This window comes from Gemmata obscuriglobus (assembly GCF_008065095.1).
In the GTDB taxonomy this organism is placed as follows: domain Bacteria; phylum Planctomycetota; class Planctomycetia; order Gemmatales; family Gemmataceae; genus Gemmata; species Gemmata obscuriglobus.
The window spans coordinates 3,096,611-3,110,174 of the sequence record NZ_CP042911.1; the positions used below are offsets into that span (position 1 = coordinate 3,096,611).

Consider the following 13,564-nt stretch of genomic DNA (forward strand, 5'->3'; position numbering starts at 1 on the left):
TCTGGGGCATCATCGAAGCCGACCGCTCCTCGACCTGCCTTCTCCTACCCAGCGAATACTGAGGAGGAAGCAGCCGTGTTCATAAAAGTACCGTTCCTCGTTCCGAGCGGCTTCCTGCGGGCGTTCGGCTACCCCGGTCCTCGACGTTTCGTTGCGTTGTTCTGGACATCAATGGGCGATGAAGCCTGCTTTGACGACGGGCAATCGTCGGCGTGCGGGTTGTCCGACAACCACCTCTACCTGAGCTTCCTGCGGCGCAAGGACGTGTGGGCTTGGCGGGACGAGAACGAACTGAGCTTCGGCAACAGTGAGGAAGAGGCGGTTCACTGGCTCGTGATCGACGGCGACACCGGCGAGGTGTCCGCAGCGCCGAGAGCCGAGACACGACAAGCCGTGATCGACCAGACCATTCCCGAATGACCACCATGAAGCAGCCGAGCAGGGACAACCACCAGGGCTACGCAGAGATCCAAACTCGGTTGAATGACAACGGGAGCGAAATGTCGTAACTCCTTGGTTTCCAATCCCTTCGTCGTTTTATCGAGTGGCTCGGCTAGCTGCCCAAGCTACCCAAATTAAACCCTTGCGCAGCCCTGGGACAACCACCAATACGGTTGACTTTGTTCGGCTACTTGCACCTCAGCCCCCTCTTGCCACCGCCATAGAGTACGGTCGATTTCGCAGAAGAGTGGAACCACGAAGTTCGAGGCCGATTTCACCGGCTCGGGAGGCACCACGATGGGGCAGAACGCGGCCAATTTCGAGACGCAAAGCGGAAGTGCGCAGTCCGCGATCATCGGCCAGATCGCGCGGCTGGTGCGGAAGGCGGGCCTTGACTACGAGGGCTGGCGGTAGGTCAGCAAGCGGGTGCGGCAGGCGTGCGAGCTTCGCCCGGCCAGGAAGGGCCGCAAGCTGCCAAGGGTTCTCAACGCCGAAGACTTCCTCAGGTTCTACGACGCGGTGGATCGGGCCGACGACGACCAGCACTCGCTCGCGATGCGGCTCACCGTTCGACACGTGGTGTGCCTGTCAGCGAGTTGTGTAACGGGCAAGTAGTCGCCACGCCGTTCGGTGAAGATTTGCATCGACCGGGTGAATTGCATGAAGGAAGAGGTCGTGCCGTTTGAGAGCTGAAGCTGGCTTTGATCTCCGCACTGCGCCGCTACAATTTCGATTCATCTGCCATCCCTTTCGACCCGGCGAGGCCGCCCGTGTCCGACGACGCCGTTCCGTTGCCGCCCCCCCGTACCAGCTACGACGAGGTGCCGTACGAGAGCCACCCGTACCCGCAGGCGCACCCGTCCCGGCTTGCGGCCGTGGCCACCCTGTTCGGGCTCACCCCGCCCGCGGTCGAGACCGCGCGGGTGCTCGAACTCGGGTGCGCGGCCGGCGGGCACCTGATCCCGATGGCTGCCGCGTTCCCCAGCGCCACCTTCGTCGGCGTCGATCTGTCCGCCCGGCAGATCGCCGACGGCCGCGACCAGGTCACCCGGCTCGGGCTCACCAATATCGAGCTGCGGCACGCCAGCATCCTGGACGTGGACGACTCGTACGGGTCGTTCGACTACGTCCTGTGCCACGGGGTGTTCTCGTGGGTCCCGGCCCCGGTACAAGAAAAGATCCTGGCCGTGTGCGCCCGGCACCTGAGCCCGCACGGGATCGGGTACGTGAGCTACAACACGTACCCGGGTTGGCACATGCGCGGCATGATCCGCGACATGATGCGGTTCCACGCCGCCAAGTTCGCCGCGCCGGCCGAGCGCACCCGCCAGGCCCGGGCGCTGCTCGACTTCCTGGCCGAGTCCGCCAAGCCCGGCACCGAGCTGTACCCGGCGCTGCTCAAGAAGGAACTCGAGGCGGTCCGGCACCAGGCCGACCACTACCTGTTCCACGAGCACCTGGAGGAGGTGAACGAGCCCCTGTACTTCCATCAGTTCGTGGACCGGGCCGGCGCACACGGTCTTCGGTACCTGGGCGAGGCGCGGGTCGCCACCATGCTCCCGGGGCCACTCGGCCCGGACGTCGAGAAGGCCCTGAAGCTGCTCGCCACCGACCAGGTCCAGACCGAGCAGTACCTGGACTTCCTGCGCAACCGCACGTTTCGCGAGACCCTAGTGGTCCACGCCCGCAACGTGCCGAGCTGGCAGATCCGGCCCGAGCCGGTGGGGCGGCTGCACATCGCGTCCGGAGCCGCGCCGGTCGGCACCGAGTCACCGGACGTGCGGTCGGATGCGGTGGTCCAGTACCGTGGCCCGTCCGGGGTGACGCTGTCCACCGCCCGCCCGCTGCTCAAGGCCGCGATGGCGGTGCTGGCCGACGCGTGGCCTGCTACGGTGCCGTTCGCCGAACTGCTGACCCAAAGCCGCGAGCGGTGCGGCTCGACGGAGGGGGGCGAAAACGACGCCCGCGGTCTCGCCGCCGGGTTGGTAGACAGCTACCTGGGGTCCGACCTGATCGAGTTGCACGGCGTCCCGGTCGTGGCGCAGCGGGTAGCGGGGGAGCGACCGGTGGCGTTCGGCCCGGCGCGGGTGCGGGCCGCTCAGAACCGACCGATCCCGACCGTGCGGCACGAGTTGGCCCGGCTCCCGGATCTGGAACGCCGGCTGTTGCCACTGCTGGACGGCACCCGTGACCGTGCGGCGTTGACCGAAGTGCTGGCCGGTGAGGTGGCCACGGGTCGGTTGCAGTTGGAGCGTGACGGCCGCCCGCTGCACGACCCGACCGAGGTGCGGGCCACCCTGACCGCGATCCTCGACCAGGCGCTCGCCGGCCTTGCCCGGCAGGCGCTGCTCGTCGGGTGAACGCATACCCGATGCGTTGCCATGCTGCTCAAATGTAGCTCAACCCCGCCGAGGGAGACAACTCGGCGGGGGACACGTTCTCGCGGTTGTTTTTACCGCGGGTCTTCTCGAGTCGCTTGCGTTGTCGCGTGGCGAATGCGCGAGCCGCATTCGTGACCGATGAGTGCCTCAACCTCGCAAACCGTCGCGCCCTTTTGCCACCCTTTTCTGACCCATCCGGCCGCCACCTGTCAGCTTCTGCGGCGCAGCCGGCGTTGCTCGTGATTATTACACCTACTTAATCGTCGCTTACCATGCCGGAGATGCCGGACATGCTGGATGACTTCCCGCCGCTCCAACGGCGATGACTGCCCTCGGGGCTCCCGCAATTCCCGCAAAACGTCCCGCAACACCCGCAATTCCTTGTGATTTCACGCAACCCAACTACCCCCTTGCAAAGCCGCCGCGATGTGCGAAAATGCTTGAAGTTTAAGGCATTCCAGAGACGGGCGAGGGGTTCTGTTGGTCTCCTGTTAACCGCTAGGTTCTTGGTTCGAATCCAAGTCGGGGAGCTGAGTCAGCGGGTGCGGAATAACGCCCCCACGAGTTAACGTGTACAGCCGGGAGCACCAACTCCCTGCCATCGCCATTTCGGCCACGTTTCCGGGCACTTTGTTGCTGCTCACCCATTCGGCAAAAGCCTCGGGTTCGACGGAGACATCTCGGGGGCCGGGCCGAACTCCGCCGTTCCAACTCGCACCCCGAACTTCTCGCCCCAACAGTCTCGCGCTCTCGCCGAGGGACCACCCCACACGTTAACACCAGGTTCGCCTCGCACTCCGATCGAGATCCGAACTCGTGAGTCGGCATTGCGGAACTCCAAATTGTGTGGGGAACCGGTCGCACGATGACCGCTTGAGACGGCGCGTAGGGTGCACCCCGGGGCCGTCCGGCTTCCGGCGGCTCGGCACGGCCCTTCCGGGCGCCGCTTCCTTGTCTTACCCGAGTTGCGGGCCGATAATCTCCTCAAGTCCGATGCTCTCAACGGGGGCAATGTGCCACGGGCCGCGGCCCCTCCTGCGTCGAATCGTTCCATTGGCCGGCCGAGTGCCCTGACCCGCGTGCTCCACGGACCCGCCGCACACCACGAGCCGCCGGCCCACCGCACCCATACGAGTGAACCCATGTCAAGCGATTACAAGCCCTACCACGCCGTGAATCCGAAGAACCCCACGGTGTTCTTCGACATCGCCATCGGCGGCCAGGCCGCCGGGCGGATCGAGATGGAACTGTTCGCCGACACGTGCCCCAAAACCGCCGAGAACTTCCTCCAACTGTGCGTCGGCGCCACGAGCAAGACGGGGACTCCGCTCGCCTACAAGGGGTCGTCGTTCCACCGCGTGATCCCCGGTTTTATGTGCCAGGGCGGGGACTTCACCCGTGGGGACGGGCGGGGCGGCGAGTCGATCTACGGCGGCCGGTTCGACGACGAGACGTTCGAGGGCAAAGCCGGCCAGCACTTCGGCCCGGGCGCCCTGTCGATGGCGAACGCTGGCCCCAACACCAACGGTTCCCAGTTCTTCTTGTGTACCGCCGCGACCCCGCACCTGGACGGGCGGCACGTCGTGTTCGGGCAGGTGGTGAAAGGGTACGACGTGGTCCAGAAGATCGAAGCGGTCGGCTCGCGGAGCGGGCAGACGTCGGCCAAGGTCACCATCAGCGACTGCGGCCGGGTCGAGTAGTTCGGGCAGGGCGGGCCGCACCGGTGGGCCGAACTCTCATCGCGGTCGGCGCTCTGTGGGCAAGATAAACGTTCCGGACTGTCGCTTCGGGTTGCCAGAAGCGGTGGGCGGCGCCGTCATCGGTCAGGGAGCGAGTACGACATCGAAGGCGCGAGCGAACCGAGCGAGGCTGTCGTCAAGCGGGGGCAGCAGCACCCCGCGCTCGGTACCGAGCGCGCTGTACGGGGGGCGGGGGGCGGGCCAACAGAACGAGTGCGCCGGCCGCCCGATCACGCCCGAACACGCCAGCCCCGCCCGGCGCGCCGCGGCCCGGGCGAGGGCCGCCCAACTCATGGAGTCCGGCGGGGCCAGGTGCCACAGCCCGCACGCGCCGTCGATCAGCAGGTCCAGAGCCTCGGACACCAGATCGGGCAGGTACGCGGGCGTGGTGACCAGGTCGTCGGCGGCGGGGAAAGGCACGCCCGTCCGGAGCGCCCGGAGCGCCTGAGCAACAAAATTGCGCCCGTCCCACGGGCCGAACAGCGGGCCGGTGCGGATGACCAGCGCGCCAGCGTGTGAGGTAAGTACCCGGCGCTCGGCCTCAGCCTTGGCCGCGCCGTACACGCTCAGCGGCTCCGGGGCCGCGCCCTCAAAATAGGGGCGCGTGGACCGGCCGTCGAACACCAGGTCGGTCGAAAAGGTGACGAGCGGCAACCCGGCGGTGGCGCACGCGGCGGCTAGCACGGCCGGCCCGTCGGCGTTGTGCCGGCGGCACCGCTCGGCCTCGGCCTCGGCCGCGTCCACCTTTGCGTACCCGGCCGCGTTCACCACCGCCCACGGCCGCAGCCGGGTCAGCGCCGCGCCGACGGACGCCGGGTCCGTGATGTCGCACTCGTCACGGGCCGGGGCGGCGACCGCGAGCCCGCGGCACGCGCAGGCCCGGAGGAACGCCGCGCCGAGCGGCCCGGCCCCGCCCGTGAGGAGGATCGGCCGGGCCCGCGTGACGGCCGGCCCTTGCGATGCCGCCGGGCGGTCGGGGAACAGCAACCGGTCGGGTCGCCGCCACCACCCCGGGCTGTCGAGCACCGGGTGCACCGGTTCCGCGCCGCCCGCCAGTTGCTTGACCAGTCCGGCGACCGCGGTCGGGCGCGGCGGGTCCGCCCGGGCGTCGAACGCGCCCGGCTCGTAGCTCCCGCGCTCTTCGGTGACGAGCGAGTCCCAGTCGTGCGCCCCGAACACCGACCACGCGGTGACGGCCCGCACGTCGGCCCCGGCCGCGCGGGCGGCGCACGCGCCCCGCCACACGTCCGCGAGCCAGCGCACCTGCTCCTCGCGGGTGCAGCCCAGGTGCGCCTCGGTCACCGCGACCGGGCGCCGGTACCGCTCCCACGCTTCGGCGAGCATGCCGCCCGCTCCCGCGATCCCGGCCGGAAGGACGCGCACGGCTTCCGTGTCCGCGTAAGCGTGCTTGCCGTTTCCCCCCCGCGCGGCCGGCGGGTACCGCTCCGATCGCGGATCGAGGTATCGCTCGCTCGTGACGTAATAGTTCGCCCCGAGCACGTCCGGGGGGCACGGGTTACGACGGAACCAGTCCATCTCGGCCGTCGGGACCCCGGCCCGGCGCAAGTAGCCCGCGAGCGGGTGCCGCTCGCCCACCCGGCCGCACAGCAGGTCCCACGAGAGCCACCGCCGCGCGTTCTCGAACTCGGCCTGGTACGCCAGCACGGGCGGCGCGTAGGTCTTGCCCAGGTCTTCGGTCTGGATCAGGCGCGCGGCCGGGTTGACCGCCCGCACCGCCCGCATCGCGAGCACGACCGCCCGGCACTGGGTGAGCAGGCACCGGACGAACGTGGCGTCGTCGCGGCCGTGCGGGTGCCAGTACCCGTACAGCCCGGCGAACCGGGCCGTGGTGAGGGGCTCGTTCACCGGCGTGTACGCGTCCGCCCACGGGTACCGCTCGGCGACCCGCGCGGCGAACGCGGCCAGGCCGTCGGCGAAGGCCGGGTCGGTGAGCGACGTGTGCGGCGGGCCGCTGCCGTGGTGAACCAGCCCGAGGATCGGCCGCACGCCCGCCCGCCGCAGCCGGTCGAGCCGGTCGTCGGTACGGCCCCACTCCCCCGGGTCGGCCGCGTGCCGCTCCCAGAGCACCGGGTACCGGACGGCCGCGACCCCCAAAGCGACGAGCCGCTCGATGTCCCCCGGCCGGCGCTCGTGCCCGCCGCGGGCGAGCTGGTCGTGGTACCGGTCGCCGACGCGGTTCACCGTGCACTCGACCCCGGCCCACACCTCGGGCCGGTCGCGGTCGGTCGCCCCACCCATCGCTCCGCCCTCTGGAGGAATGAAACCCCGGCCCTCGGCCGCCTACGGTCACTGCGGCCGGCGGGACCAGAAGGCGTGTCGCCCGGTTCGGCCGCCGCACCGCGGGCAGGTGGGGAAGTACTCGCGGTCCACGCTGGCCTCGTGCCCGCACCGGCGGCCGGCGCGGACCGGCACCGGCAGCCCGCACCGCTCGCAGTCGTGCAGCGGCTCGGCCTCGTCGTCCCGCAGGTACACCTCGACCAGCTCGGTCGGCAGCGCGTCCGGCAGCGGCCGCCGGTCGGTGTCGAGTCGCGCCAGGAGGGCGCGGAGCCCGCGGCCCCCGCAGTGCGGGTCGGTGAGCAGGACCCGCACCCGCCCGCGCTGGGCGGCGGGCACCGCCGCGAGGAACATGCCCAGCGTCTCACTGGCTCCGTCGGTCCCCGCCGCGGCGGGGTCGTTGCGCGTCATCAGGTCGTCTCCGCACCTACGTGGATCGGATCGGCCTCCGTGCCGGGGTGTTGGGGCGAACTGACTGGTACTTTTGGGCGACTGCCCTCATACACGTGCCTGGTGGTAGTGTCGCTTTTCTCGACGAGCCAGGGAGCGGTGCCACGTACCCCCGCTCCCTGGCTCGTCGAGAAAAGCGACACCCATTGCGGGTTCATGTATCAGGCCGGCGCGAGGGCGGGAGAGCCGAGGGCGGCGCGGGCCTCGTCCGCGGCCTTCTTGCCGGCCAGGAACGCGTGGTCCGAGTTGTAGTACTCCCACTCGCTGTACCGCCCGGCCAACTGGACCCCGTGCCCCGCCAGCCACTCGCGGATCAGCCGCACGTTTGCCGGCCGGGCGTGGTCGTACACCACGTACGCGTGCGGCATGTCCACCTGGTTCGCCGTCCAGATCGGGTCCGCCGCGCCGATGATGCCGACCTTGACGCAGTCGGCGATGCACCGCCGGATCAGCTCCTCGCCGTCGCACGGGAGCGGCTTCAGCGGCCCGTAGGTGATCTCGCAGGTGAGCCCGAACCCGCCCGGCGGGTTGCAGTACGGGCTCGCGTTGCCCTGCACGAAGATGCGGTGGAACACCGTGTCCTCGGGGTAGTAGATCCAGTGCTTCTCGGTCACGCTCGCGCGGCCCACCCCGAGGTTCACGCACCGCACCGAGGTGAACCGCAGGGCCTCGGCCGCCCGCCGCACCTTCTCGGGCGCCTCGTCCCCCATGGCCCGGATCAGCACCGGCAGCGGCATCGTGCTGATGAGCCGCTCGTACCCGATCTCCTCGCCCGCGGCCGTGGTCACCACCCGCCGCGACGGGGACACGGCCCGCACCCGGGTGTTCAACCGCAGCTCCCCCCGCAGCCGGGGCAGGAACCCGTCCATCAGGGCCTGAAAACCGCCCCGGAGCGGGTACCCGAACCGGGCGTTCGGCCCCATCGGCTTGGGCTTGGGCAGCAGCGCGCCTTCGATCATCTCGCGCAGGTCCGGCATCGGCACGCGGCCGCCCAGCCAGCTCGTCTCCATCGTGTCCAGCGGCACCGCCCAGATCTTCCGGTTGTACGGGATCGCGAAGTGCTTCGCGATCCCGGCGCCCCACACCTTGTAGATGAACTCCTCGAAGTTCCGCGGCTCGGTCGGTTCGCCCCCCGCCCCGCTTCCGGCCGGCGGGGCCAGCGGCACCGTGCTCTCGGCTACCCCGTCCGCGCAGCAGTCGGACACGCCCGCGTCCTTCGGGTCGGCCGTCGGGAGGAGCCCGCACGCGCCGTTCTTCGCGGCGCCGTTCGCGTGCCCGTTCAATGCGTGCTTCCCGTTGCCGTTCGTGCCGGACCCGTGGGCGGCCGGCAGCGGCTTTGGGGGCTCCGGCTTCGGGTTCGCGCTCCCGAAGCGGGCCTCGACCGCGCCCAGGATGCACTCCGTGATGACGTCCGCCGGGAGCCCGTACAGCGCCCCCTGGAACGGGTACCGGGTGTACACGTCCTTGCTGTAGACCCACGCCTCGCGGTCCTGCCAGTGGACGTTGTCGCCCAGCAGCAGCCCGTACATCTCGTGCACGTACGGGTCGTTCGAGAACATGATGTGCCCGGCCCAGTCGAACGTGAACCCGTTGTCCACCAGCGACCGGCACCACCCGCCGACCGTGTCGTTGCTCTCGAGCAGGAGCGCGTCCTCGCCCAGGTGGTACGCGGCGCTCAGCCCGGTCGGGCCGGCCCCGATCACCACCACCGGAGCGGATGTCGCGCGGGCGGGGCTCCCGCCCCCGGCGCCGTCGGTGGCACGTTCCCCGCACTCCTCAATGCGGTCGGCCATGAGGGTGACGGTCGCGTCCCACGAGGTCTTCGCCAGCACTGACTTATATTGCTCCAACCGCCGCCGCCTCGCGTCGGGAGTTTCGGCCAGCGCCCGCTCGCACGCGGCAACGAACGCGTCGGCCGTGTCCGCGAGCCCCACCATCGCGCCGTACGGCTCGGCCACGTCGGTGATGGGCGTGGACACGATCGGCTTGCCGGCCGCCATGTACTCGACCGTCTTGGTCGGGCTGATGTACCGGGTGGACTCGTTCCGCGCGAACGGGAGCAGCGCCACGTCCCAGCCTGCCAGGAGCGCGGGCAGGTCCGCGTACGGCCGCTGGCCCAAGAAGTGGACGTTGGGGTTGCGGGGCAGGTCCGCCGGGTCGATCTTGACCACCGGCCCGACCATGACGAACTGCCAGTCGGGCCGGGCGGTGGCGGCGGCCGCGAGCAGCTCGCGGTCGAACCGCTCGTCGATCACGCCGAAGAACCCGAGCCGCGGGCGCGGCAGGGCCGCCTGCTCGGCCGGTTCCGGCAGTGGCCCGGCCGCGGTGCCGAAGTGGGCGGCGTCCACGCTCGACGGGAAGCAGTGGCAGTTCGGGTGACGGTCCTTCTTCGCCCGGTACAGGCTCGGGCCGCCGGTGAACACCACGTCGGACCGCTCCAGCAGCCGGCGCTCCAGGTCCAGGAGCTGCGGCGGGGCGAACTTGAACGCCGACAGCTCGTCCATGCAGTCGTACACCGTGACCCGCGGGGCCAGCCCGTCGGCCAGCGGCAGCGCCATCGGGGTGTAGAACCACAGGTCGTACGCCCCGCTGGCGCCCGCGAGCAGCTCGCGCACGAGCGGGCGCAGCTCGGGGTACTGCGCGTCGTTGAACCCCGCGTGCCCGGCGCGGGTGTGCGGCCGGCACACGGTCAGGCCCGGCGGCCCCTCGCGCAGCTCCCACCGCGGCGGGCCGTCCGTTTGGGTCGGCTCCTCGACGAAGAACACCGGGCGCGTGCGGGCCAGACGGGTCATCAGGTGCTGCGGGCGCTGAAAGACGAAATCCCAGCGGAGGTGCGAGAATACGACGAGCGCAGGGGGCTTGGACATATCTGGCCTCGGGAGCGGGCGGGTGGCGTCGTCCCGAGGTGAGCAACTGATGCACCAGACGGGCGGGTCCGGCGAAGCTCCCGACAGGGCGTCGGGAGGCCACGCAATCGGTCCGCGGCGTTGTGTCAGAGGGTTCCCGTGCCGCGCGCCATTCGCCGACCGCGAGGCCGGCGGCGGGCGCCGGCTTCACACCCCTTCGCGGCGGCCTGCCCGCTGCCGGTGCATGAGTTCGTCGCGCCACCCCTGCTCCTGTTCGTGCTCCTGGGCCGTCGTCGGGCCGCGCGTGGCCCGGGCGATGTCGGCGAGCGGGAACTTGGGGGTGCGGTCCGCGAACAACAGCCCGTTCGCCTCCTGGTACGTGTCCGCGAACTGCGTGTAGCAGAACCCGGACAGCACCGGCAGCGCGCGCACCACTGCCAGCAGTCGGGAGTACCGGTCGGCGAGCGCCTGCGTCGAGCCGACCCGGCTGTAGCCCCAGGCGCCGACGTCGGGCGAGTACGCGATCCCGCCGAACTCGGTCAGCACCACCGGGTGGTCCGGGTGCTGGGCGCCGGCGTCCCCGAGAACCAGCATCCGGCCGCCGGGGCGCTCGCGCCGGAACAGCCGGGACAGGTCGTCGGCGGCGCCGTACCGGGCGGCGATGCGCTCGAGCTGGTCGTCGTAGTCGTGGATCCCGATGACATCGGTGGCCACGCTCTCCCACCCGTCGTTGCCCACCACCGGGCGCGCCGGGTCGAGCGTCTTGGTGAGGAAGTACAGGGCGCGGACGTAGTTCCGCTGGGCCGGGCTGTCGGGCAGGTCCGGGACGCCCCAGGACTCGTTGAACGGCACCCACGCGATCACGCACGGGTGCGAGCGGTCGCGCTCGATCACCGCGGCCCACTCGGCCGTCAGCCGCTCGACGGATTCGGTGTTGAACCGGTACGCGCTGGGCATCTCCTCCCACACCAGGAGCCCGAGGGCGTCGGCCCAGTACAAGTACCGCGGGTCCTCGATCTTCTGGTGCTTCCGCACCCCGTTGAACCCCATCGCCTTGGTGAGTTCGACGTCGCGCCGGAGCGCGTCGTCGTCGGGCGCGGTCTGGCCCGTTCCGGGCCAGTACCCCTGGTCCAGAACCAGCCGGAGCGCGAGCGGGCGGCCGTTCAAGACGAACCGGTCGCCCTGAACGGCGATCGACCGCAGCGCGGTGTAGCTCCACGCCTCGTCGACCACCGCGCCGTCCGGGCCGAGCAACTGGAGGTGCGCGTTGATGAGCGTCGGGCGCTCCGGGCTCCACAGCAGCTCGTTCCGGTAGTCGTCGATGCCGGGGTCGGACAGCGCGATGCGGCGGTGCACCTCGCCCGCGACCACGCGGTAGGTGTCGTCGGCCAGGAGCACGGGGCCGGCGGTGAGGACGGCCCGCAGCCGCAGCCCGTCCGGGGGCGGGCCGCCGTCGGTGTGGACGAACGCCTCCAGCCCGATCTCCCACCGCTCCAGCGTCGGGGTCCAGCGCACCCGGCCGATCCGCACCGCCGGCACGCGCTCGAGCCACACCGGCTGCCAGATGCCGGTGGCCCGCGGGTACCAGATGGAGTGCGGGTGGAGCTGCCAGTCCTGCTTGCCGCGCGGCTTCGCCAGGTCGTGCGGGTCGTCGTCGGCGCGGACCACCAGTTCGACCGGGCCGCCCCCCGCCGCGGCGGTCGTCACGTCCGCGTGGAACGGGGTGTACCCGCCCCGGTGGGCGGCGACCCGGGCGCCGTTGGCCCACACCACGGACTCGTAATCGACCGCGCCGAAATGCACGTGCAGCCGCTCGTGGGGCTTGAGTTCGGCGGGCGGCAGGCGGAGCCGGTACCAGCACCGCTTGTAGAAGCCCGATTCGGCAACGCCGCTGGCTTCCGTTTCCGGGGCGAACGGCACCCGGATCGTGCCGTCCCAGGTGACTTCCGGAGGGGACGACCACCGCGCGCCCGGGTCGCGCGCGAACTCCCACGTGCCGTCGAGAGAGGTCCAGTTGCGGCGCAGTTGCGGGCGCGGGTGGGTCGGCCGGTTGCGGTCGGGCATTCCGTTTCTCCTATGTCGGTATGGCGAAGCAGTGCAAACGAAGTACCGGCCTTTCTGTCGGGAGTACGGTAAGTCGCGCCGGGCGGGCGCCCGGGGGGCACGAGCGTTGCTGTCAAACAAAATTACGTGCCGACATGATCTAACGATCGATAGAATTGTGAGGGAGCCGTGGGCATCACGATTCTTCGCAGCGGAACGTGTGCGCTCGCGGGGGGCCAAGGGCTCTACTTCCTGGTGACTGGCGTGTGGCCACTGGCACACATGGAGAGCTTCCTGGCCGTCACCGGTCCGAAAACCGATCTGTGGTTGGTTCAAACCGTCGGCGCGCTCATCGCGGCGGTCGGCACGGCCCTGCTGTTGGCCGCGCTGAGCGGCCGGGTGACGTGGGACGTGGCGCTGCTCGGCGCGCTAACCGCTGCCGCGCTGGCCGCGGTGGACATCACCTTTGTGACGCGCGACGTGATCCCGCCGGTCTACCTTGCGGACGCGGTTCCGGAAGTTGTGTTCGTGTTGTGGTGGCTCGTGGGCGCGGCACGCGCAGCAGGGCCTCGCAGCGGTTGAAGTCCGGAGCGTTTTCGCACCGAGCTGCGGCGCCCGCCTGTACCGCCCACGGCACCAGCACGCCGTCCACTTGCAGAAGCGTCAGCACGTAACCGTGCCGAAGTGTTTTGCAGATGAAAACAAATGCACCGGCATTCGTAGCGTGATCAAATTTGCAAAGCGGTCCCAATTCGTCGCGTTATGCCGTCCTGAACGATTCCAACGATTTCCGGTTTCCCGACTCCGCGTTAGTGGCCCACTCGGCCGCGACCCCAGCAGCGAGTCGCGGTGCCATCAGGAGGGGAGAGGGACACCAGGGCGCGGCACGTGTCGCGTGGGTGGTGTGACCAGCGCCGGCAGGTGGACCCCGGCGTTCCTGATCGTGGCGAGTCTGTAACGGGGGGGGGACGCTCATGGCTTGGGTCGCCGACTGGAGGAGCAACGAGACGTTCGCTGGTACTCCGACTACCGATTGGCTGTCGATTCGCTGGTGCGTCGCTACCACCGAACGGCGCCATCAAAACCCGATTAACATTTACAAGCGGCAGGCGATCGGCCGCTGGGTGGCTCGAATAATCAGGCGGCAACATGTGATTCCGAAAGCTGTTGCGGCTGATCGAATCGGAATGTGACTCGATCCCGCTCAGGCGGACGCGGGTCTCTGTTCGGCCCAACGTTGCTCCAGATTCCATAACCAGTACCGGGATCACGTCACAAACAGTCGACAGCCGCACGGCCGCGGTGTCAGGAATTGTGACCGTTGCACCGCCCGGGTCGATAGCTACTGTAAGTTAACGTTCCGCCGGAC

The 13,564-nt window shown here is 69.9% G+C and carries 9 protein-coding genes; 5 read left to right on the forward strand and 4 right to left on the reverse strand.

Going from position 1 to position 13,564, the window contains the following annotated elements; all coding sequences use genetic code 11:
- Window positions 1-75: 75 nt before the first annotated feature.
- The 4 genes from GobsT_RS12840 (at window position 76) to GobsT_RS12855 (ending at window position 4,522) form a co-directional block, all read left to right on the forward strand.
- A complete protein-coding gene (locus GobsT_RS12840) occupies window positions 76-420 on the forward strand; it encodes a hypothetical protein (protein WP_010036503.1) in 345 nt (114 codons plus the stop codon).
- Window positions 421-867: 447 nt separating this feature from the next.
- Window positions 868-1,056, forward strand: a complete 189-nt coding sequence (locus tag GobsT_RS12845) for a hypothetical protein (protein ID WP_010036509.1) — start codon at window positions 868-870, stop codon at window positions 1,054-1,056.
- Between the two features lie 155 nt (window positions 1,057-1,211).
- Entirely contained in the window at window positions 1,212-2,801 is a 1,590-nt protein-coding gene (locus GobsT_RS12850) for a methyltransferase regulatory domain-containing protein (protein ID WP_010036510.1), read from the forward strand.
- A 1,163-nt stretch (window positions 2,802-3,964) separates the two neighbouring features.
- The gene (locus GobsT_RS12855; protein ID WP_010036512.1) at window positions 3,965-4,522 is read left to right on the forward strand and encodes a peptidylprolyl isomerase; all 558 of its coding nucleotides are present in this window, start codon (window positions 3,965-3,967) and stop codon (window positions 4,520-4,522) included.
- A gap of 123 nt (window positions 4,523-4,645) precedes the next feature.
- On the opposite strand, the gene GobsT_RS12860 is transcribed toward GobsT_RS12855, so the two are convergent.
- The 4 genes from GobsT_RS12860 to GobsT_RS12875 form a co-directional block, all read right to left on the reverse strand.
- Window positions 4,646-6,820, reverse strand: coding sequence for a sugar nucleotide-binding protein (locus GobsT_RS12860; RefSeq protein WP_010036513.1), 2,175 nt, complete (start codon window positions 6,818-6,820; stop codon window positions 4,646-4,648).
- Window positions 6,821-6,868: 48 nt separating this feature from the next.
- Window positions 6,869-7,267, reverse strand: coding sequence for a hypothetical protein (locus GobsT_RS37740; RefSeq protein ID WP_010036514.1), 399 nt, complete (start codon window positions 7,265-7,267; stop codon window positions 6,869-6,871).
- A 200-nt stretch (window positions 7,268-7,467) separates the two neighbouring features.
- Window positions 7,468-10,173, reverse strand: coding sequence for an FAD-dependent oxidoreductase (locus GobsT_RS12870; RefSeq protein WP_010037040.1), 2,706 nt, complete (start codon window positions 10,171-10,173; stop codon window positions 7,468-7,470).
- A gap of 186 nt (window positions 10,174-10,359) precedes the next feature.
- Window positions 10,360-12,216, reverse strand: coding sequence for a glycoside hydrolase family 2 protein (locus GobsT_RS12875; RefSeq protein ID WP_010037041.1), 1,857 nt, complete (start codon window positions 12,214-12,216; stop codon window positions 10,360-10,362).
- Between the two features lie 168 nt (window positions 12,217-12,384).
- Between GobsT_RS12875 and GobsT_RS12880 the strand changes: the two genes are divergently transcribed.
- Entirely contained in the window at window positions 12,385-12,777 is a 393-nt protein-coding gene (locus tag GobsT_RS12880; RefSeq protein ID WP_010037042.1) for a hypothetical protein, read from the forward strand.
- The last annotated feature ends 787 nt before the right edge of the window (window positions 12,778-13,564 follow it).

Coding starts and splice junctions, on each gene's coding strand:
- GobsT_RS12855 (WP_010036512.1), top strand. CDS start 3,965: ATGTCAAGCGATTACAAGCCCTACCACGCCGTGAATCCGAAGAACCCC.
- GobsT_RS12860 (WP_010036513.1), bottom strand. CDS start 6,820: ATGGGTGGGGCGACCGACCGCGACCGGCCCGAGGTGTGGGCCGGGGTC.
- GobsT_RS37740 (WP_010036514.1), bottom strand. CDS start 7,267: ATGACGCGCAACGACCCCGCCGCGGCGGGGACCGACGGAGCCAGTGAG.
- GobsT_RS12870 (WP_010037040.1), bottom strand. CDS start 10,173: ATGTCCAAGCCCCCTGCGCTCGTCGTATTCTCGCACCTCCGCTGGGAT.
- GobsT_RS12875 (WP_010037041.1), bottom strand. CDS start 12,216: ATGCCCGACCGCAACCGGCCGACCCACCCGCGCCCGCAACTGCGCCGC.